General features: G+C 52.4%; 27 protein-coding genes and 1 tRNA gene. 9 read left to right on the forward strand and 19 right to left on the reverse strand.

Annotation, left to right across the window (positions count from 1 at the left end):
* Nucleotides 1-2 precede the first annotated feature (2 nt).
* The 17 genes from QZL71_RS03750 to QZL71_RS03830 form a co-directional block, all read right to left on the reverse strand.
* Nucleotides 3-467, reverse strand: coding sequence for a siphovirus Gp157 family protein (locus tag QZL71_RS03750; protein WP_294647823.1), 465 nt, complete (start codon nucleotides 465-467; stop codon nucleotides 3-5).
* Between the two features lie 140 nt (nucleotides 468-607).
* The gene (locus tag QZL71_RS03755) at nucleotides 608-1,351 is read right to left on the reverse strand and encodes a DUF6291 domain-containing protein (protein ID WP_207698155.1); all 744 of its coding nucleotides are present in this window, start codon (nucleotides 1,349-1,351) and stop codon (nucleotides 608-610) included.
* Between the two features lie 71 nt (nucleotides 1,352-1,422).
* On the reverse strand, nucleotides 1,423-2,076 hold the full coding sequence (locus QZL71_RS03760; protein WP_294647826.1) for a hypothetical protein: 654 nt from the start codon (nucleotides 2,074-2,076) through the stop codon (nucleotides 1,423-1,425).
* Nucleotides 2,077-2,100: 24 nt separating this feature from the next.
* A complete protein-coding gene (locus tag QZL71_RS03765) occupies nucleotides 2,101-2,565 on the reverse strand; it encodes a single-stranded DNA-binding protein (RefSeq protein ID WP_294647828.1) in 465 nt (154 codons plus the stop codon).
* 3 nt (nucleotides 2,566-2,568) lie between these two features.
* Nucleotides 2,569-3,222: an ERF family protein gene (locus QZL71_RS03770; RefSeq protein WP_294647830.1), complete on the reverse strand. Its 654-nt coding sequence runs from the start codon at nucleotides 3,220-3,222 to the stop codon at nucleotides 2,569-2,571.
* Between the two features lie 115 nt (nucleotides 3,223-3,337).
* On the reverse strand, nucleotides 3,338-3,649 hold the full coding sequence (locus QZL71_RS03775; RefSeq protein WP_154256164.1) for a hypothetical protein: 312 nt from the start codon (nucleotides 3,647-3,649) through the stop codon (nucleotides 3,338-3,340).
* Nucleotides 3,650-3,853: 204 nt separating this feature from the next.
* Nucleotides 3,854-4,114, reverse strand: a complete 261-nt coding sequence (locus QZL71_RS03780) for a hypothetical protein (protein ID WP_294647832.1) — start codon at nucleotides 4,112-4,114, stop codon at nucleotides 3,854-3,856.
* On the reverse strand, nucleotides 4,111-4,371 hold the full coding sequence (locus QZL71_RS03785; protein ID WP_294647834.1) for a DUF739 family protein: 261 nt from the start codon (nucleotides 4,369-4,371) through the stop codon (nucleotides 4,111-4,113). Before QZL71_RS03785 ends, QZL71_RS03780 begins: the two co-directional genes overlap by 4 nt.
* Nucleotides 4,372-4,464: 93 nt before the next feature.
* Nucleotides 4,465-4,692: a helix-turn-helix domain-containing protein gene (locus QZL71_RS03790; protein ID WP_294647835.1), complete on the reverse strand. Its 228-nt coding sequence runs from the start codon at nucleotides 4,690-4,692 to the stop codon at nucleotides 4,465-4,467.
* A 98-nt stretch (nucleotides 4,693-4,790) separates the two neighbouring features.
* Entirely contained in the window at nucleotides 4,791-5,141 is a 351-nt protein-coding gene (locus QZL71_RS03795; protein WP_294647838.1) for a hypothetical protein, read from the reverse strand.
* 156 nt (nucleotides 5,142-5,297) lie between these two features.
* Nucleotides 5,298-5,798, reverse strand: a complete 501-nt coding sequence (locus tag QZL71_RS03800) for a hypothetical protein (protein WP_294647839.1) — start codon at nucleotides 5,796-5,798, stop codon at nucleotides 5,298-5,300.
* Between the two features lie 11 nt (nucleotides 5,799-5,809).
* Nucleotides 5,810-6,007, reverse strand: coding sequence for a hypothetical protein (locus QZL71_RS03805; RefSeq protein ID WP_294647840.1), 198 nt, complete (start codon nucleotides 6,005-6,007; stop codon nucleotides 5,810-5,812).
* A gap of 254 nt (nucleotides 6,008-6,261) precedes the next feature.
* Nucleotides 6,262-7,188 (reverse strand): DUF932 domain-containing protein, encoded by a 927-nt coding sequence (locus QZL71_RS03810; protein ID WP_294647841.1) that lies wholly within the window; start codon nucleotides 7,186-7,188, stop codon nucleotides 6,262-6,264.
* Between the two features lie 98 nt (nucleotides 7,189-7,286).
* The gene (locus tag QZL71_RS03815; protein ID WP_294647843.1) at nucleotides 7,287-7,451 is read right to left on the reverse strand and encodes a hypothetical protein; all 165 of its coding nucleotides are present in this window, start codon (nucleotides 7,449-7,451) and stop codon (nucleotides 7,287-7,289) included.
* Nucleotides 7,452-7,454: 3 nt separating this feature from the next.
* Nucleotides 7,455-7,742, reverse strand: coding sequence for a hypothetical protein (locus QZL71_RS03820; protein ID WP_294647846.1), 288 nt, complete (start codon nucleotides 7,740-7,742; stop codon nucleotides 7,455-7,457).
* Between the two features lie 15 nt (nucleotides 7,743-7,757).
* Complete coding sequence (locus QZL71_RS03825) at nucleotides 7,758-8,009, reverse strand: hypothetical protein (protein WP_294647848.1); 252 nt, start codon at nucleotides 8,007-8,009, stop codon at nucleotides 7,758-7,760.
* Between the two features lie 2 nt (nucleotides 8,010-8,011).
* A complete protein-coding gene (locus QZL71_RS03830; RefSeq protein ID WP_294647850.1) occupies nucleotides 8,012-8,257 on the reverse strand; it encodes a hypothetical protein in 246 nt (81 codons plus the stop codon).
* A 173-nt stretch (nucleotides 8,258-8,430) separates the two neighbouring features.
* On the opposite strand from QZL71_RS03830, the gene QZL71_RS03835 reads away from it, so the two are divergent.
* From QZL71_RS03835 to QZL71_RS03850, 4 genes are all read left to right on the forward strand, one after another.
* Nucleotides 8,431-9,039, forward strand: a complete 609-nt coding sequence (locus QZL71_RS03835; RefSeq protein ID WP_294647852.1) for a helix-turn-helix domain-containing protein — start codon at nucleotides 8,431-8,433, stop codon at nucleotides 9,037-9,039.
* Nucleotides 9,040-9,144: 105 nt separating this feature from the next.
* Nucleotides 9,145-9,558 carry a hypothetical protein gene (locus QZL71_RS03840; RefSeq protein ID WP_044954351.1) on the forward strand — a complete coding sequence of 138 codons (414 nt, stop codon included), beginning with the start codon at nucleotides 9,145-9,147 and terminating at the stop codon, nucleotides 9,556-9,558.
* 2 nt (nucleotides 9,559-9,560) lie between these two features.
* The gene (locus QZL71_RS03845; protein WP_044954352.1) at nucleotides 9,561-10,001 is read left to right on the forward strand and encodes a helix-turn-helix domain-containing protein; all 441 of its coding nucleotides are present in this window, start codon (nucleotides 9,561-9,563) and stop codon (nucleotides 9,999-10,001) included.
* Nucleotides 9,982-10,440: a hypothetical protein gene (locus QZL71_RS03850; RefSeq protein WP_005946607.1), complete on the forward strand. Its 459-nt coding sequence runs from the start codon at nucleotides 9,982-9,984 to the stop codon at nucleotides 10,438-10,440. The genes QZL71_RS03845 and QZL71_RS03850 overlap by 20 nt, the downstream gene beginning before the upstream one ends.
* A gap of 165 nt (nucleotides 10,441-10,605) precedes the next feature.
* Here the strand turns inward: QZL71_RS03850 and QZL71_RS03855 are convergent, their stop codons facing one another.
* Entirely contained in the window at nucleotides 10,606-10,770 is a 165-nt protein-coding gene (locus QZL71_RS03855; RefSeq protein WP_223387702.1) for a hypothetical protein, read from the reverse strand.
* Nucleotides 10,771-10,929: 159 nt separating this feature from the next.
* Here QZL71_RS03855 and QZL71_RS03860 point away from each other — a divergent pair, with 159 nt between their 5' ends.
* Entirely contained in the window at nucleotides 10,930-12,066 is a 1,137-nt protein-coding gene (locus tag QZL71_RS03860) for a tyrosine-type recombinase/integrase (protein WP_294647854.1), read from the forward strand.
* A 265-nt stretch (nucleotides 12,067-12,331) separates the two neighbouring features.
* A complete protein-coding gene (locus QZL71_RS03865; RefSeq protein WP_294647855.1) occupies nucleotides 12,332-12,514 on the forward strand; it encodes a hypothetical protein in 183 nt (60 codons plus the stop codon).
* Between the two features lie 87 nt (nucleotides 12,515-12,601).
* Here QZL71_RS03865 and QZL71_RS03870 read toward each other — a convergent pair.
* Nucleotides 12,602-12,685: transfer RNA gene (locus QZL71_RS03870), tRNA-Leu, on the reverse strand.
* Between the two features lie 310 nt (nucleotides 12,686-12,995).
* Here QZL71_RS03870 and QZL71_RS03875 point away from each other — a divergent pair.
* From QZL71_RS03875 to QZL71_RS03885, 3 genes are all read left to right on the forward strand, one after another.
* A complete protein-coding gene (locus QZL71_RS03875; protein WP_097774909.1) occupies nucleotides 12,996-14,450 on the forward strand; it encodes a lipopolysaccharide biosynthesis protein in 1,455 nt (484 codons plus the stop codon).
* A 215-nt stretch (nucleotides 14,451-14,665) separates the two neighbouring features.
* Complete coding sequence (gene uxuA, locus QZL71_RS03880; protein ID WP_005937183.1) at nucleotides 14,666-15,766, forward strand: mannonate dehydratase; 1,101 nt, start codon at nucleotides 14,666-14,668, stop codon at nucleotides 15,764-15,766.
* Between the two features lie 5 nt (nucleotides 15,767-15,771).
* Nucleotides 15,772-17,358 carry a mannitol dehydrogenase family protein gene (locus QZL71_RS03885; RefSeq protein WP_294647858.1) on the forward strand — a complete coding sequence of 529 codons (1,587 nt, stop codon included), beginning with the start codon at nucleotides 15,772-15,774 and terminating at the stop codon, nucleotides 17,356-17,358.
* Nucleotides 17,359-17,427: the final 69 nt, after the last annotated feature.

The following is a 17,427-nucleotide window of genomic DNA, read 5'->3' on the forward strand; positions in this document are numbered from 1 at the left end:
CCTCACTTCACAGACGGGTTTACACGTTCCACCAGTTCACAGCCGGGCACTGCAGTGCCGGTCTTGAGCAGGGCCGCAATGGCCGTCTTGTTGGGTGCGCGGGTGGTCATCTCGGTCATGTACTCGGCAGGGACGGCAGCTTCATCCAGCACGCAGACGGCCTTACTGCGGCGAAAGCTCACCGCGCACCGGTCACTGCTGAAGTTCTGCCCACCCAGAGCATCGGTCAGATAGTGCTTGAGACTGTCGATCTTGCGCTTTGCGGCTGCCTTGCGGTCAGCAAAAGCCTTTTCCTGCGCTTCAAAGGCCGCAACATCGGCTTCGAGGTTCTTTACCCAGCAGGCGATGTTGTCCACCTTCTCGGCCTTTGCCATGTTCAGCTCTTCCAGCCGGTCGATGTCCATAACCTCGCCGGTCTCCTGATCGATGCAGTCCAAAATCTGCGAGTTGATCTCATACAGGTTCATAGTGCTTTTTACCTCCATTCGTTCAGAGCACGAGAAACGGCCCTGAACGGCGTTTTGCGTTTTGTGCTATAACTTTGCCGGTTTACCCTAAAACCATGCTCAGAGGGCCGCGTATGCCGGTCTGAGCGCGTGTGTACCGGCTATTGCTTTTTTAATGGCCTTCGCCGGGCTGCGTCTGCCAGAAAATTCTTTGCATTTTCGGCTTCCTCTGCCGGGCGGCTTGCCATGAACGCCCGGTTGCGCGGGGCATTCGCCTTTTTTGCTTCATCCCTATCACGGGATATCCACCCGGATGCTGCAGCCTTCCAGTTCTTCATGGGATTCCGGCCCACCTTCCAGCCGTTGGACTCGTAGTAGGCATGGAACCGAATAGCCTGCCCTTCTGTGCCACCCTTCTCCGCAAAGTAACTTTTCACCGTTTCAACATCCGGCGGTGAAAACCTGCTTTTGGGGGTAGGGGACAGCGCTTCAGCGCTACTACTATCAGATACTTTAGTATCTGTTGTACTTTGTACTTTGTACTTTAGGGGCCTTTTGGTTTCGTTTGGTTTCTCAAAAAAACCAATTGGTTCCGTTTGGTTATCGTCAAAAACCTTTTGGTTTTCGTCGGTTTTCTTTGGTCTGCCGCCCTTTCGACCTGCTTCTCGGTGCGCAAGAATAGAACGTTGATACGTCTTTATGTTTTCGTCCATAAATGAGCGCAGGGATTCAAAGGCCACCTGTTCGATAGGCTCAAGCCCTTCCGGCTCTTTGCCGTGCTCCACATACTGCCGCATTTTTGTGAGCACGTTTTTGTATTGCTCAGGTGGCAGGATGTCCAAGATTACGAACTTGTCAAAGGGTATCAACAAGCCTTTTGGGCGAGCCATTTCGATATCGTCCACCACTAACCACCTCCTTCCCGTTTTTGAAAACCAAACGCTTTTCGTAAAAACCATTTGGTTTTCTTTGGTTTTTACAGGTCGATGATCTTAACCTCTACGCCGTAGCCGATGACGTTCCGGCACTGCTGTTTGATGCGGGGGATTGCAACAGCGCTGCTTTTGAGGAACTTCTTCGTGCTGGGGGTGCAGGCCAGATACAGCGTAACGCCGTCCAGACTGGCCTTGGTTCCGCGCAGGTTGTCCGCAATGAACTTGTCACCGTAGACCTCAACACGGCGAATAACCTCTCCCCAGTTCGCAAAATTCTTGCCCGGATACTTCGTAGGGGTGGTTTCCTGTTCAGCCTGCTGGCTGTTCTTGCTCTTGAGGTCGTTCAGGGCATACAGCATTGCAGACATGCAGGAAGCGCACACCTTGATCTCGTTCTGAAGCTCAACAAGGGCACTGTTCAGGCCCACCAGCTGGTCAATGGCCTTCTTCATGTCTTCGTTCTGCTGGTACAGGCGGCTGTCGATAGATTTCAGCAGGATACACACCCGGCTATCATCCGGGGTATCATTCGGTACATCCTCAAGCATGAAGTCGTATGCACCGTTGCGGATATTGACAACTGCCGACACGGAACGACCGATAATGGCTGCGACCTCTGCATCTGACAGGCCCTTACTAAGAAGAAGCTTTGCATTGCGCACCTCTTCCGGCATAATATTTCTTTTTGCTGGCATTTTTCTCTCCCTCATTTCTGCCGCTCAGAACGGCAAATCTTCATCGTCGTTGATAACGGCAAAATCGTCCGTGCCGGTCTCAGCCGTCTGCTGGGCGCTCTGAGCGTTTCTAGCTTCGCGGGCATAACTTTCCGTCTGTTCATCAAAACCCCGTGTAGACGTGCTGTCAGGGGCTTTCGAGCCGCAAAAGCTGACCTCACGCACCTGAATCTCATAGGCAGTGCGGTTGTTGCCCTGCTTGTCCTGATATTTCCGGGTCTGCAAGCTGCCATTGACGGCGATCATGCTGCCCTTGCTGAAATACTGGGCGATGAACTGCGCCGTCTTGCCCCATGCAACGCAGGGCAAGAAATCCGTCTCGCGCTGGCCATTTGCAGAATAGCTGCGTTCGCAGGCGATATCAAAAGAGCAGACTTCCTTGCCGCTTGTGGTGGTGCGGAGTTCCGGGGTGTGGGTCAGGCGGCCCATAATTGCAATCGTGTTCAGCATAGATCAGCCCTCCTTCGGCTGCTTCTGGGCACACGTCCAGCACAGGACGCGCCCAAACTTCTTCTTGGTGCTTGCGGCGGTCTCTGCCGGTTCCACTGTGCGGCCCTTATAGGTCACCGGCTGAAGTGGTTTGCCGCAGCAGGCGCAGATAAAGGGCTGTTCCTGTGCGGGCTGCTGCTTCGGAGCAGGAGCTTCACGCTTCGGAGCAGGCTGCTTCTGCGGCTTGTTCACACCTGCGGGGTTTCGACCTTCTGCCGCATGATACTCGTCCGTGTCGGCATCCTTGGTATCGTCGATGCAGAACAGGCCGTTCAGGGCATACTTGCGGGCGTAGCTGCTGGATGTTCCAGTCACCTGTGCAGCGTCCATCTTGGTTTTTTGCTCCGGCTCTCTTGCGTATGCCTTCACGGAAATGCAGCCACCATCCAGAGATTCCAATTTTGCAGTGGCTTCGATGTAGTGCCACCCCTCAAGAACCTTCGGTTCATCGGAGAGCGTAAGCAGCAGGTCATGAGCCTTGAGAATAGGCTTCACTGCTTCCAAAATGTCCTCACAGGAACGATATCTGTACCCGCCGAAGGTGTTCATCTGCCCTTTAGGGGCCTTGAGTTCGCTCTGCACAGCGGCCAGAGCGGCGTAAATGCTTGTGCTTTCCATTACTCTTCATCCTCCTGATCTTCGGTCTGTTCTGTCCCTCGCGGCAGGAAATAGTAATCATCCGGCGGCTCAAGTGCCGGGCCGTAGCCGTCAAGGGAAAGGTCGTACATCGGATTCATACTGCCACCTCGGGTGCCGGGTCAATGGCGGCAGGGGAGATGTCCGGTGCAGGAATCAGCTTTCCAGCGGTCAAACGCTGCAGAGCAGGGGAGTGCTGCGTTTCGCTTGCAGGCTTCCCGAACTTGACCTCGGCACCCAGATCTTCGACCTCGACCGTGACGCGCAGGCGGTACAGGCTTCCTGCTTGACCGAGGGTAGAATAGACATCGTTCATCAGCTTGTCGATGACTTCCGGGACATAGTTCCCGCCCACAAACCTGCCGTCACTGGAAAAGCGGCCCTGAATCTCAACATAATTTTTTTCCATCTTGTAAAACCTCCGAAAATGTGTTATCTTCGGGTTGATGTGACCTGTAAAATCCATCAACCCTTGCAGCCTGTCGGTGTTGGCGCACCGGCGGGCTGCTTTTTCTTTTGTGCGGCCAAAATCTCTTTGATGCGGCCTTTGCCATAGGTGCCTGTGCTTGCAGTAAAGCGCTCGTTGTCGTCCACAAGGCCCTGATGGATTGCCTCAGCCCGCCTTTCTACCGCTCTTCACGGTGTTCTGGGGCTGCTGGTGAATCTTACGGGGCCGCTTCTCACGCGCTTCGGCTGCAAAGCCCTGCAGCATGAAGAACACCGCCAGCAGGATCAGCACCATAGCCGTAATGAACGCACCGTCCGAAACGATGCCGCCGGTCTGACAGGTGCCCTCAAGGCCCATGCTGTACAGAAGGCCAACGCAAAAGCTGCCCATCGCCAGCCAGTACCAAACGCCAGATTTGATTCTCATGCGGATTCATCCTCCTTGCCCACTTCCGGGAAGAACAGCTCCCCGATTTCATCCTGCGGGATATCAAGCGTCTTGCAAATTTCTGCGATCTCAGTGCTTGTCCAAGGCTGCTTCCCGTTCATCCGCTTGCTCATTGTGTCATTTCCGATGCCGATTGCATTTGCAATCTCCTGATCCCGGAACCCGCAGCTGTGGAACCGGCCCCGCAGCTTCCAGTACGGAATCTGCTGAAACGTTCCCTGTACGACCTTCATCATGCTTTTTCGACCTCTTTTCTTTGATGTGTGCCAGCCGTGCAGGCTGGTTCTTGTCCCAGCGGGCTTCCCGCCAGTATTTGTTCCGCCCGTTCATCAGGCGGTCTCACTTGTGTTGACCTTTATCAAAGGCGGCAGCTCCGGGTTGTCCCGGCTCTGCTTGTAGCGCTCAACGTCCTCAACGCGGAAGTAAAACTTGCTCTTGCTGCCCTTCTCGCCGTGAGAGTAGGCATCCAGCAGACCCTGCTTCCGAAGCTGTAAGACCCGCGAATAGCAAACGCCAAGTGCTTTGGCGGTTTCTTTGGTGGTGTAATACTTCGACACGATATCGAATCTCCTTTCTGTGGGTGGCTCCCACGACCTTGCCCGGCTGGCTGCCGGGTGGTTTCGGCCCCTGCCACAGGGCCATCATCAGGTGGGCTTCAAGCAACTTCGTTGCTGTCGATGTGCTGGGCGTTCTTGCTTTCGTCCACCCACATGGTATGGCTCCAAGCTGTTTCGCTGTGGGCGGCATCGGTGCGGTGCCAGCCATTGCCGCGATTGGTGATCTGCTCGATGTAGGTGTTCTCCCTGATTCCGGGCATCCCCTTGACCTTGTGGCCTGCCTTGTCTGCCTGCATGATGATCAGCAGGTAAACCTTCTCGGTGTCAAGATAGCTCTCTGCCTCGCTCATTGCGTCCAGCAGGTTGTCAGCTTCAAGAACCTTGTAATCGGTGGTCATGGGCTTGTAGGTTGCGCGGTAGTCGATTGCGACGATGTAGGACTTCTTCATTTTTCTATTCCTCCTGTTTGTTTGGTAGTGCTCTCTACATTAGTTATTATACTACTTTTCAATTATTTTGTAAATAGTTTTTTATATTATTTCAGTATATTTTTATTCATAGGGAGTAAAAAATTAAGCACCAGCCTTTCAGCCGGTGCCTGCTGGTCATTCTTTCGTAGAAGATGCGGTGATATCCAAAGCATCTTCAGCATCTTCAAGAGTAGTGCATGATGTCCTTTCAGTTGGGATATGCTCTCTCAGCCACTTCATGCTCATGTCGTGGTAGATAAAGGCCATGGTGAGACCGTGTCTTATTTCGTTGCCCATATAGGTATAGATCAGATCCATATCTTCTTCCGAGAAATCTGTGTCAAGAAAAGCATTGACCCCCGCAAGAATAAATTCGTGGAACCTCCGGTTTCGCCACTCCTGCGAATACGGTGCGGTTTTGAATGCTGCCCGTGAAAGCCATTCCAACACCTTTGCTTCGATATCTTCAACGTAATGACAATCCTCTAAGATGAAAGACTGGTTTGTGCGCGGGTGAGCAATAAACTCGTACCCTACATCGTCAGAATCACGGATGAAACTGCCGGGAAAGCATTCAAGAAGCTTTGCACGGGCTTCTTCTACATCGGCAGCTCTCTGGTGCTCTTTTTCATTCATCGTTTTTCTCCTTAGTCAAACTCAGGCATTGCAAAGATGACCTTCTTACAGCGTTCCTCACTGACCCTGTACGGCTTGTGCCGCATGGTGTTGTCCTGCAAGATCTGCCAGTAAACCATTGTCGGCAGCTCAAACAGGGCGGTGCAGCGCGGATACAGGCGAACTGCCTGATTCCTGATTTCTGCGTCAATTTCATCACGTCTGGTCATTTTCAATCAACCTCCGATTTTCTGATTTCCTCGCGCAGGACTTCGTATTTCCGCTGGTGCCCGCGCTTTTGGCTGTGCCTGATGCTGGCCCAGAATGATTTTTTGCTTGCAAAGCCGAGGGCTTTTGCACAGTCTGCCGGACGACCACTGCATAGCAGCCGCCCCGTTTTTCTGTCCCAAACGGTATACCATGCGTAATACTTTTGTGTGTTCATAAAAGCGCCCGTAAGGCCAGATAGCACAGCCCTCCTAATTTACCGGGCAACAGCCTTGGTCATTGCATCGATAAGCAAGTGACCGCCCATGACGTTGTTCCAGTTGTTGGCCTGATAGTTCTTCGTGTTACGGTGAGGAGCGCTGTGGGTAACAAAATCGCTCATGGCGTTCACCGCGCCCCATGCGGTATTGCGGAACTTTGCAAGGTCGGGGGCCATCATACAGACCATGTAGCTGTCCTTCATCTCCTGCACATGGCGCTTCTGGATGTTGCTCATGTCATCCGCTTCAGGGAACAGCTCGTCAAGGATCTTCCGCAGGCGCACGTCAGATACGGTGGTGTTTGCCATCTGATCTGCACGCTCAGCCAGAGCGTCCATGTACTTTCCGGCCATCTCAAGGCACTGCTGCGCTTCCACCAGCTTGGTGCTGATATCGCCCACATGGCGCACGCTCCACGCCCGCTGTGCCGTGTTCAGGGCGAGGTTCAAGGTATTATTGCAGACCACCCGAACAGGGGTCATGCAGACGCGGACAGCGCCGGAACCGTCATGTGTGTTGGAGAAGCAGACATAAGGCTCTGTCTTATCTCCGCAGATTTCGGAATCGGGCAGCTTTGCCAGCAGCCAGATCTTCTTGCCGTCAAGCAGGCTGCCCGCTGTCTCGTAGTGGACATCGCCACCAATCAGGGCATCCGTGAAGGCAAATGCATCAGCGTTCTGCACAATGCGGTACTTGTCGCTGACAACGCCCAGCACCTTGTTGTCAGAGCTGCGCACATTCGCCTTGTAGCCGGGAATCGGCTCATAACCGCCGTTCAGCCACATATCGCGGGCCTCAACCGTCCAGTCCAGACCGGCCAGACGCAGGGCATCAGCACTGGTGGGCGCTTCCTGCACCATCGTTCCCAGACCGTGCCAAGGCTTCTCGCGGATATAGAACATCGTTTCAACATTTGCAGACATATTTCGTACCTCCAAAAATTATTGTGTTGTGCGGTGGATCCCGCGACCATCCCGGTGAAGTCACCGGGATGGTTTCGGCTGCTGCCGGGCAGCCATCATCAGGCGGGTTGTGTCCAGAAATCAAAATCGACCAGAACATACTCCCGATTCTCCGGTGTGTCCGGCAGGGTATAACCCGAACGATCGTTCCCGCAAAACACTTCACCAAAGTTATTCACCCCGCACGAAACACCTGTGCGTGCATCCTGTTTGAAAATTTTCATCGTTCAGACCTCCTTAAACATCTTCACGCCGGCCACGGTGTAGTCAGCCGCCGGGCCCATATAACCGTAAGCAAAAGAAACGACCGGGTGCCATGCGCCATTGGCGTAGACTTGCAGTGCATCGCAATGCGTCTCGGCTTCCGCGCCGTGAATCCACTGGCCAGACCGGCGGCATACCTTCCAGCGGAACCAGTTGTAACCCCTTGTGGGCACAACATAACTAACGCTGTCCGCATCAGCTACTTCCCGGGTGCGCCTGCCCCGAGCTGCGCTCTCGTAAACGTCCATCATTCCTTAGCCCTCCTCTCAAGCCTTAAACTCCGGGCATACAGAGCCACGGAAGTGAGTGAGACGGATTGCGTGCTTCAGCTCCCTGTCGCTCATGCAGGGGGTGCAGAGCTTGCTGACGAACTTGATTGCCCACCACAGGCCTTCAACAGTCTGACGGTCAAGGACCGCCCGGCGCTCGGTATCGGTCTGGGCGGCGTAGTACCGCGCTAAGGTGTTATTGCAGTCTGCAACAAAGTTGGCGGGGATGTTAATAGAAAGTGCGTTCATATTCAGTCCTCCTTCACCAGTTCATAGTGCTTGATACTGCCGTCCACGAATCTCCGGCCCTGCAGGATCTCCACGTGCTGGAGCAGAAACTCGAGGTGTACCATATCGATGACCCCGCAGGAGCCGGGGTCGTGTAACAGCTGCTCTGCCAGCGCGTCCTGCATCTTGACGGTGGAACAGGTCTCTCCGACGATCATCTCGCCGTTCTCGATCTCTGCGGTGTCGTAAGTAATGTTCAGCTTCTTCATCGTTTTGTACCTCGCTTGTTGATTTTTTACTGATATAGTAGTATTATTTATGTAGGATAACTGTTCTTTTCATTTGTTAGTATACTACTTTTCAATTATTTTGTAAATAGTTTTCTATTATTTTTTCGTATTTTTTTATTCTTCGTTAATTTCTTTATTGCGAGGTGCTATTTATGGGGAACATTTCAAGGATTCGCGATCTTGCCGACAAGAATGGAGTATCCATTTCATTTCTCAGCCAAGCTATCGGAAAAAGCTCAGGATATCTGGCAAACGCAACAAGCCGCGATGCAGATGTCCCTGTGAAGTACCTCCCTGCACTTGCAACAGCGCTTGGAACGTCTGTTGACTACCTTCTTGGAAAGACGGATGATCCTTCTGCAACAGACAGTGACATGCAGATAAGTGACGATTATGGAACATTCCAGTATGATAGGTTTTACGACCTGTGCAAGAAGCAGGGGAAGATGCAGTCACACCTCTATGATCTTGTTGGCCTGCCGTCAAAAGCTGGCAGCAACCTCAAGCGCACCAAAAAGGTGAAGCCCGAAATCCTTGAGGTGTGGGCTGCAGAGTTGAACACCAGCGCAGCATACCTCAACGGTGAAACCGATGATCCTTCCCCTGTACCAGCCCCGGCTGCCCCTGAGCAAAAAGAAAAAGCCCCCCAGTCAGACGTTGACCGCCTGATGGAGGGCTTGAATGCCGAAAGTATACGGAAACTGAGAGAGTATGCAGAGCTGCTCCTGCTTGGGCAGGAACAAGGGAAAGAAAAGCCGTAAAGTACAGACATCCTACTATAATAATAGTGTAAAAGTGTATAAAAGTGTTGTAAATATCACTTATAAGTGATATAATAGCATAGGCGCAGACAGGATGTGGTTATATTGAATGATCTTGAAACACTGCTGCAACTAGTGATGTTGCTTGCAAAATATGGAAATTCAGTTATTGTTCATGATGTTTTCCGAGATGAGCTTGCTGGCTTACTTGCAAAATCAGGTTCAGAGGATAAGTTTTTCAAACGTTTAGCATCGTATATTCAACAGCTTGTGGAAAATGGGGAAGCCGCAATTGGCCCTCCGGGTGCACCGATCGAACATTTGGCAGGGCAAAAGAACCTTTGTGCTATGAGGTTCAAACTTGGAATTTCAAATCTTCGGGTTTTCTTTGTTTATAAAGATGGTTTAATATACTTGCTATCTTCTTTCTACGAAAGACAAGGACACAAAAACACTGAATACAGTACCCACACACCTATTGCTAAAACGCGTTTTGCAGAACTTATGGAAGGAGAATGAAAATGTCTCATAGAACAACATTGTCTGACCTTATCGCTGCCATAGCCAAAAACATGACTACTGCCGAACTTGCAAAGGCCGTTGTAAATATCCAAATTCAGCAAATGATACACGACACCCGCATGGCAAAAGGCTGGACGCAAAAAGATCTTGCTGATAAAATGAGGGTAAAACAAAGCCTTGTTTCCCGTTGGGAAAGCGGGGATTGCAACTATACCATCGACACTTTGATTGACATTGCCGATGCTTTGGGGCTGTCGGTACAGTGCCCTTTGAAGCCCGATGAAAGAATCATGTCCACCGAACCTGAAAATGTGAAGTCTGATGCTGCAAACAACACAGCTTTTAAAACGCCTGACTTTTCTTCGTCAAGGTTGATTCGGTTCCCTGAAACACCTAAAAAGCCAACCGGAGGTGCACACAATGGATGCAAAGCAGTTTGAAGCTGACATTCAGTATCTTGGAAGCTTTCTTACGGAATGCTCTTTTGATAATAATATCATTGATGCTGTGTCGCAGTGTGAATTAACGCATCAGCTCTCCGTTTCTATCAGTGAGCAAGTTCCAATTGATGATCCTTCTAAGAAGGCTGCTTATGTCAGGCTCATTCTTGACGGCGTTTATTCATTGCAGGATGGCTCAGAAGCTTCCTGCAAGTATCACATGGTTATACACGGCAAGTTTATGATTGATAAGAGCGTACCTGACGAAGATTTTGAAACAAAATTGTGGTTCAACGGCTCTGCAGCGGTGTATGGCATTGCCCGTTCAAAAATGGAGGTTATGTCCTCTATGGTTCTTAATCATGGAAAAATCGAGCTTCCAATGGTCAATATGTACGAACTGCTCAAAGCTCAGTTTGAAAAAGAAAACAAAAGTTAATCCTCGTTCTATGTTTATCCTCCGGGAATGACGGGGTGCCATGTGGCGTAGAATATCATTCACTTGTAAGAGCGGGGTTTGCTGAATGCAGATCCCGTTCTTTGTTCGCTATTAAAGCAAAAGCCCATCGGCAAAGCCGAAGGGCCAATGTATAAAGGAACCGTTTCAATCAGTCCCTTCATGTGCGAGCTGGGTTCTTCGCAGCGCGGCAGCGTATACTTCCAGCTTTTTGCGGTTATCCTCTGAGAGAGTTCTGTACGCCTTTTCAATGTATCGCTCGTCCTCCTCAACACCCGGGGTGTTTCCGAGAACAGCCGTTTTATCCTGCATCTGCGTGTTACCTCCATGGTTCCATTTTTTGTTTTGTTGACCTCGCCAAAGCTCACAAAACAACTGCTCACAACCATATGTTACATCAAACGGTTGTTGCTGTCAACAAATATCAAAAAATTTGATGCTTTTGCAATTTCAACCGAAAGGAGCAGAACGATGAAAAAGAGAACGAACACAGCGTTTTGGGTCGAGAAGGAAAAGCGTTGGTGCATCGCGGTGCAGAAGAACGGCACCCGCAAACGGTTTTACAGCAGTACGCCGGGCCGCACCGGCCAGCGGGAAGCAAACGCAAAAGCGGATGCATGGCTTGATGATAGCATCAGAGATGGAAAAAAGAAGGTCAGCGCCCTTTATTCAGAGTGGGTGGAAGAGCTGAAGCTCACCTGCGGCACATCCTATGTTGAGCAGTGCAAGAAATACGGAGATTACTATATTCTGCCTGTCTGTGGGGACATCCGCATTGACGAGCTGACCGAAGGCGATCTGCAAAAAGCCATCAATATGTCTTTCAAAAAGCGATGCCTTAAAAAGGAGCGTCAGCGTAGGTCAAGCGACAAGCCTTTGAGCCGCAAGACCATTATGACGATCCGCTCAACGGAGATCAGCTTTTTGAAATGGTGCCGCCGGAACAGGTACAGTACGATGTTCCCTGAGCTGTCTATCCCGAAGAATGCCCGCATGGGGAAGAAAAAGATTTTACAGCCGACCGCTTTGAAAGTTCTGTTTGATGTGGACACTCGCCTTTACTATGGCAAGCTGGTCTTTGACGAGTATATCTATGCCTACCGGTTTGCAGTTGCTACAGGTGTACGCCCCGGTGAACTTGTAGGGCTCTGGTATGGTGACGTCAAAGGGAACACGGTCAATCTGCGCCGCAGCATCAACCGGTTGGATGAGGAAACCACCGGCAAGAACGAAAACGCCATTCGCTCATTTGACATGGGCGAGGAAGCCCATGAGGCCTACGAAGCGCAGGTAGCCTTGCTGAAGGCTTCCGATATCCCGCTGAACTATACCACCCCTTTGTTCCAGATCCCGAACCAGAGAGCTTTATTCAAGCGCTGGAAGAAGTACCAGCGTGACAATGGCATTGAGCCTCAGGTCACGCTGTATGAGATGAGGCACACTTTCGTCAGCATTGAATCAGGCGTATTGACCGACAGCCAGCTGAAGATGCTGGTCGGTCACAGCAAGAACATGGACACTGCCGGAGTGTATCGACACGAGCTTGACGGTCAGAGGGAAGATCTTGCTGCCGCTACCACCGCGGCATTCAAAAAGGCACAGGCCTGACTCTGGTAACAGTTTTGGTAACACTCTTTTTTGTAAACGTAGCAAAATACATGGACTACAAGCCAACCACACTACCCTTTTAGCAAGTGCTTAGGCGCGTTGCAGATATGCTTTTGACGTTACTCAATCATTTTTTGTTGTTCGACCCCCACTACCCGCATAAGAGAAGAAGCGCGATGAGTTCTCAGAATTCATCGCGCTTTCTTATATAATAAATCGTGTTGTTCGAGGTCTGCTCCCTCGCACAAAAAGAAACCGGTACAAAATGAGTACACCCCTGATAGACATTCCTATTGATTGGGACCCGCAGGCTAAGCAACAGCAACGGGTTGCGTTAGCTGATTTTTCCGCAGCCCCTTGGCAGGGCTTTGAAAAATCAGAACGCGGCCCCAACAACTCCTCCCTGTTTCAGCCGCAGGCTGCGGTCATCGTTGTTGCACTGGGCTGATTGCTTGCGGCATAAATGCCGCCGCCTTGTTCGAGGTTCCCTCCCTCGCACAAAAAGAAAAACCAGCACACAATGTGTACTGGTTTTTGGTGCGAGGGAGGGGACTCGAACCCCCAAGGATAAACCACACGCACCTCAAACGTGCGCGTCTGCCAGTTCCGCCACCCTCGCATACCGTATTGTTTTCGCAGCCCTGAAATCTCTGAGGTGAAAGACCGTGATGCGGACTGCTTGAATATATTACCACGTTCCCGGCAGATAGTCAAGCGCTTTTTCTCTTTTTAAATGAAATTTTTGGGCCGTCATTTCTTAAGAATATGTTGGTTGAAATGCATGGATGGGTGTGATATTATAAAACTAACTATCTCTGCTCAGTTGTTTTGGCAGCAGGGAAGAAGATGATAAGGATACGGCGGAAATGCATTTCTGCGCAGGGTGCAGACCGACCGGTTTTTTGAAAGGAATTTGAGTGGACGCAGGAATGAACGAGAAAAAAGAAAATGTTATTGTAAACGGTTTTTTCTGGCGCTTTGCAGAGCGGTGCGGTGTGCAGCTGATCTCAGCGGTGGTGTCCATCCTTCTGGCGCGCATCCTTACACCCGATGATTACGGCAAGGTGGCACTGGTGACGGTGTTCAACAATATCATGTATGTCCTGCTGGACTGCGGCATTGGCACCGCGCTGGTGCAGAAGAAGGAAGTGGACGAGCTGGATTACTCGTCGGCGTTCTTTTTCAGCATTGTGATCAGCTTTGTGCTGTATGGGGGAATGTTCGTGGCGGCACCGTATCTGGCTGCTTTCTACAATGACCCCAGCATGACCCCGATCTTTCGCGGCATCAGCCTGACAGTGGCGGTCTGCGGCATCAAAACGATCCAGCAGGCGCATGTGACCCGGAACATGAAGTTCCAGTATTTTTTCTATTCCGCCTTTGCGGGCGCGATCGTATCCACGGTCCTGGGTCTGGGCCTTGCCTATATGGGCTTTGGAGTCTGGGCGCTGGTGGTGCAGCAGGTATCCAATATCACGGTGGACACGCTGGTGTTGTGGAAGCTGTCCTCCTGGCGGCCTAAGATGGAGTTTTCGTGGCAGCACCTGAAAGGGCTGCTCTCTTATGGCTGGAAGCTGCTGGCCTCGTCGCTGAGCAGCGTCATCTACAACAACCTGCGCAGCCTGATCATCGGCAAGATGTACACCTCGGCGGATCTGGCGTATTACAATCAGGGCGATAACCTGACTTATAATATCGCGTCAAGCGTGGATACTTCCATTGAGAGCGTTTTGTTCCCGGTCATGTCCTCACTGCAGGATGACCGTGCGCAGGTCAAGAACATGACCCGCCGCTCCATCAAGACCTGTACCTATATTATTGCGCCGGTGATGATGAGCACTGCGTTCTGTGCCGAACCGCTGGTGCGCCTGATCCTCACCGAGAAGTGGCTGCCCTGTGTGCTGTTCCTCAGGGTGTTCTGTCTGGGGTATGTGTGCTGGCCGATCATCACGGCAAACCTGAATGCAGCCAAGGCGGTGGGCCGCAGCGATCTTTACCTGAAATGTCAGCTTTTGAACGAAGGGGTGTGCATCCTTCTTCTGCTGGCAACATTCCGTGTCAGCGTCGAGGCCATTGCATATGGTATGCTGATCACGAATATTGTGACCCAGATCCTGGATGCACAGCTCAACAAAAAGCTGATCGGCTATGGCTATCTGGAACAGATGCGTGATATCCTGCCGACCCTGCTGCTGGCAGCGGGCGCGGGCCTGTGCATGTATCTGGTCATTTTCCTGCACCTGCCGGATCTGCTGACGGTGATCATTCAGGTGGTGGTTGGTCTGGGCATTTATCTGACAGGCTCTGCCATTCTGGAATTGGACACCTTTGAATATTTCAAGGATGTGCTGGCTCCGTCCATCCGGCAGAAGCTGAAACGCTGAAACCGGCATTTTGAATCGTGTGAAAATCCGTCGGGCGGGTAATGTCCGACGGATTTTTGTTCTTTTTGTCTAAAGTATACAAGAAGAAACATTAAAAACCGGCAAAGCGACCATTGAAAAAACGCAACTGATATACTAGAATATAAGTACAAGAGCGCGGCACACGGCTGCGCGGAAAATGCAAAGCAGAAAATATAAAACAGGAGGATTTTCCTATGCCTATGAAAATGGGTTGGCGCTGGTATGGCGAGGGCAACGATCCCATCAGCCTGAGCGACATCAAGCAGATTCCCGGCGTGACCAGCATCGTCTGGGCGTTGCACGACAAGATGCCCGGCGAGATCTGGGAGATCGACGAGATCCAGAAGGTAGCCGATCAGATCCACGCTTACGGTTTTGACATGGACGTGGTCGAGTCGGTCAATGTCCACGATGACATCAAGATCGGCCTGCCCACCCGCGACAAGTACATCGAGAACTACAAGCAGTGCATCCGCAATCTGTCCAAGTTCGGTGTCAAGGTCATCTGCTACAACTTCATGCCGGTGTTCGACTGGACCCGTACCGATCTGTTCCACCCCGTGGGCGACGGCTCCACTGCACTGTTCTACGAGAAGGACAAGATCAAGGGCGATTACAAGGCTATGGCTGAGTACATCATGTCCTTCACTGAGAAGTATAACATGACCTTCCCCGGCTGGGAGCCGGAGCGCATGGCAAAGCTGGACGAGCTGTTCAAGGCTTACGCCCCTGTCACCAAGGAAAAGCTGTGGGAAAACCTGAAGTACTTCCTGGAAGCACTGATGCCCACCTGCCATGAGTGCGGCATCAAAATGGCTATCCATCAGGATGATCCCCCTTGGGATATCTTCGGCCTGCCCCGTCTGCTGGTGGATGCCCAGAGCATCGACCGCTTCCTGAGCATGGTGGATGATCCGTACAACTGCCTGACTCTGTGCACCGGCAGCCTGAACGCAAACCCCAACAACAACTGTGCCGAGATCGTGCGCAAGCACTGCGACCGCATTGCCTTTGGTCACATCCGCAACATCCACCACTTCCCCAATGGCGACTTCTCCGAGGCTGCTCACCGCGACTGCTGCGGCGAGACCGGCATCATCGAGGTGCTGCGTGCTTACCATGACTGCGGCTTTGAGGGCTACATCCGTCCCGACCACGGCCGTCAGCTGTGGGAGGAAGGCCCCGGCAACTGCCGCCCCGGTTACGGCAAGTATGACCGTGCTCTGGGCGTTCAGTACATGCTGGGTGTCTGGGATCTACTGGATCGTCTGGATGAAGAGAAAAAGAAGGGCTGATAAATATGAAGCTGTCTGAGATCAAAAACGGCAATCTGTCCGCCGAGTGGGCAGAGAAGGGCTATGAGCTGCCCAAATTCGATATCGAGGCTGTCAAGGCCAAGACCCACGCCGAACCCACCTGGGTGCACTTCGGCGCAGGCAATATCTTCCGTGCATTCCCGGCTGCCATCCTGAACGATGCGCTGAACACCGGCAAGTATGACCGCGGTGTCATCGTGGCCGAGAGCTTTGACTACGAGATCATCGACAAGGCTTATCGTCCCTACGACAATATGAGCCTGCTGGTCTGCCTGAAGTCCACCGGCGAGATCGAGAAGAAGGTGGTGGCTTCCGTTACCGAGAGCCTGAAGGCTGACTACTCCTTCGGCGAGGACTGGGCACGTCTGGTGGAGATCTTCCAGAACCCCAGCCTGCAGATGATCTCCTTCACCATCACTGAGAAGGGCTACGGCGTTGCTCCTGCTGATCTGGAGCGCGGCCTGACCCCCGTGCTGGCCATGGGCAAGGTCACTGCTCTGCTGTACGAGCGCTTCAAGGCCGGCAAGCTGCCCCTGACCGTTCAGAGCATGGATAACTGCTCCCACAACGGCGATAAGGTCAAGAACGCTGTCCACACCTATGCTGCCAAGTGGGTGGAGCAGGGTCTGGTGCCCGCCGAGTTCCTGGCCTATGTGCAGGACGAGACCAAGATCACCTTCCCGTGGAGCATGATCGACAAGATCACCCCGCGCCCGGATGCCAAGGTCCAGCAGATGCTGGCCGACGACGGCTTTGAGGACAACTACACCATCGTCACCGAGAAGCACACCTTCACCGCTCCCTTCGTCAACGCCGAAGAGACCCAGTACCTGTGCATCGAGGATCACTACACCAATGGTCGTCCTCCGCTGGAGCTGGGCGGTGTGCTGTACTGCGACCGCGAGACCGTGGACAAGATCGAGAAGATGAAGGTGTGCACCTGCCTGAACCCGCTGCACACTGCCATGTCCATCTATGGCTGCATGCTGGGTTACACCCTGATCTCCGCCGAGATGGCCGATGAAGACCTGCGTGCTTTCATCCAGAAGATCGGCTATATCGAGGCCATGCCTGTGGTCGTTGATCCCGGCGTGCTGAACCCCTATGAGTTCATCGGCGCTGTCATCAACCGCCGCCTGCCCAACCCCTTCATGCCGGATGCTCCCCAGCGTATCGTAACCGATACCTCCCAGAAGCTGGCCATCCGCTTTGGCGAGACCATCAAGGCCTACGAGGCACGCGGTCTGGACAAGAGCAACCTGATCCTGATCCCGCTGGTGCTGGCAGGCTACGCCCGCTACCTGAAGGGCATCGATGACAACGGTCAGGCCTTTGAGCCTTCCAGCGATCCGCTGCTGGCTGAGCTGCAGGCCATCGTGGCTCCGCTGGAGGTCAAGGAAGGCGAGCAGGACTTCAGCTGCCTGAAGAAGCTGTATAGCCGTGTTGACGTGTTCGGCGTGGATCTGTATGCCGTTGGTCTGGGCGAGAAGATCGAGGCAATGGCCAAGGAACTGTTTGCAGGCCCCGGCGCTGTGCGCAAGACCCTGCACAAGTATACGCTGGCCCGCTGATCGGCTGACGCAATAACAGAAGCTATCTTCGCACCCGCGCTGCGCTTTGCTTTGCCGCAGCGTGGGTCT

The organism is uncultured Faecalibacterium sp., assembly GCF_900066275.1.
In the GTDB taxonomy this organism is placed as follows: Bacteria; Bacillota; Clostridia; order Oscillospirales; family Ruminococcaceae; genus Faecalibacterium; species Faecalibacterium taiwanense.

Excerpts from the sequence above, each read along its gene's own strand:
- QZL71_RS03860 (WP_294647854.1), top strand. The coding sequence starts at position 10,930 with ATGAAAAAGAGAACGAACACAGCGTTTTGGGTCGAGAAGGAAAAGCGT.
- QZL71_RS03815 (WP_294647843.1), bottom strand. The coding sequence starts at position 7,451 with ATGAAAATTTTCAAACAGGATGCACGCACAGGTGTTTCGTGCGGGGTG.
- QZL71_RS03785 (WP_294647834.1), bottom strand. The coding sequence starts at position 4,371 with ATGATGAAGGTCGTACAGGGAACGTTTCAGCAGATTCCGTACTGGAAG.
- QZL71_RS03795 (WP_294647838.1), bottom strand. The coding sequence starts at position 5,141 with ATGAAGAAGTCCTACATCGTCGCAATCGACTACCGCGCAACCTACAAG.
- QZL71_RS03780 (WP_294647832.1), bottom strand. The coding sequence starts at position 4,114 with ATGAGAATCAAATCTGGCGTTTGGTACTGGCTGGCGATGGGCAGCTTT.
- QZL71_RS03885 (WP_294647858.1), top strand. The coding sequence starts at position 15,772 with ATGAAGCTGTCTGAGATCAAAAACGGCAATCTGTCCGCCGAGTGGGCA.
- QZL71_RS03855 (WP_223387702.1), bottom strand. The coding sequence starts at position 10,770 with ATGCAGGATAAAACGGCTGTTCTCGGAAACACCCCGGGTGTTGAGGAG.
- uxuA (WP_005937183.1), top strand. The coding sequence starts at position 14,666 with ATGCCTATGAAAATGGGTTGGCGCTGGTATGGCGAGGGCAACGATCCC.
- QZL71_RS03810 (WP_294647841.1), bottom strand. The coding sequence starts at position 7,188 with ATGTCTGCAAATGTTGAAACGATGTTCTATATCCGCGAGAAGCCTTGG.
- QZL71_RS03830 (WP_294647850.1), bottom strand. The coding sequence starts at position 8,257 with ATGAAGAAGCTGAACATTACTTACGACACCGCAGAGATCGAGAACGGC.
- QZL71_RS03820 (WP_294647846.1), bottom strand. The coding sequence starts at position 7,742 with ATGATGGACGTTTACGAGAGCGCAGCTCGGGGCAGGCGCACCCGGGAA.
- QZL71_RS03835 (WP_294647852.1), top strand. The coding sequence starts at position 8,431 with ATGGGGAACATTTCAAGGATTCGCGATCTTGCCGACAAGAATGGAGTA.
- QZL71_RS03770 (WP_294647830.1), bottom strand. The coding sequence starts at position 3,222 with ATGGAAAGCACAAGCATTTACGCCGCTCTGGCCGCTGTGCAGAGCGAA.
- QZL71_RS03760 (WP_294647826.1), bottom strand. The coding sequence starts at position 2,076 with ATGCCAGCAAAAAGAAATATTATGCCGGAAGAGGTGCGCAATGCAAAG.
- QZL71_RS03800 (WP_294647839.1), bottom strand. The coding sequence starts at position 5,798 with ATGAATGAAAAAGAGCACCAGAGAGCTGCCGATGTAGAAGAAGCCCGT.
- QZL71_RS03825 (WP_294647848.1), bottom strand. The coding sequence starts at position 8,009 with ATGAACGCACTTTCTATTAACATCCCCGCCAACTTTGTTGCAGACTGC.
- QZL71_RS03875 (WP_097774909.1), top strand. The coding sequence starts at position 12,996 with ATGAACGAGAAAAAAGAAAATGTTATTGTAAACGGTTTTTTCTGGCGC.
- QZL71_RS03805 (WP_294647840.1), bottom strand. The coding sequence starts at position 6,007 with ATGACCAGACGTGATGAAATTGACGCAGAAATCAGGAATCAGGCAGTT.
- QZL71_RS03850 (WP_005946607.1), top strand. The coding sequence starts at position 9,982 with ATGGATGCAAAGCAGTTTGAAGCTGACATTCAGTATCTTGGAAGCTTT.
- QZL71_RS03750 (WP_294647823.1), bottom strand. The coding sequence starts at position 467 with ATGAACCTGTATGAGATCAACTCGCAGATTTTGGACTGCATCGATCAG.
- QZL71_RS03765 (WP_294647828.1), bottom strand. The coding sequence starts at position 2,565 with ATGCTGAACACGATTGCAATTATGGGCCGCCTGACCCACACCCCGGAA.
- QZL71_RS03865 (WP_294647855.1), top strand. The coding sequence starts at position 12,332 with ATGAGTACACCCCTGATAGACATTCCTATTGATTGGGACCCGCAGGCT.
- QZL71_RS03845 (WP_044954352.1), top strand. The coding sequence starts at position 9,561 with ATGTCTCATAGAACAACATTGTCTGACCTTATCGCTGCCATAGCCAAA.
- QZL71_RS03775 (WP_154256164.1), bottom strand. The coding sequence starts at position 3,649 with ATGGAAAAAAATTATGTTGAGATTCAGGGCCGCTTTTCCAGTGACGGC.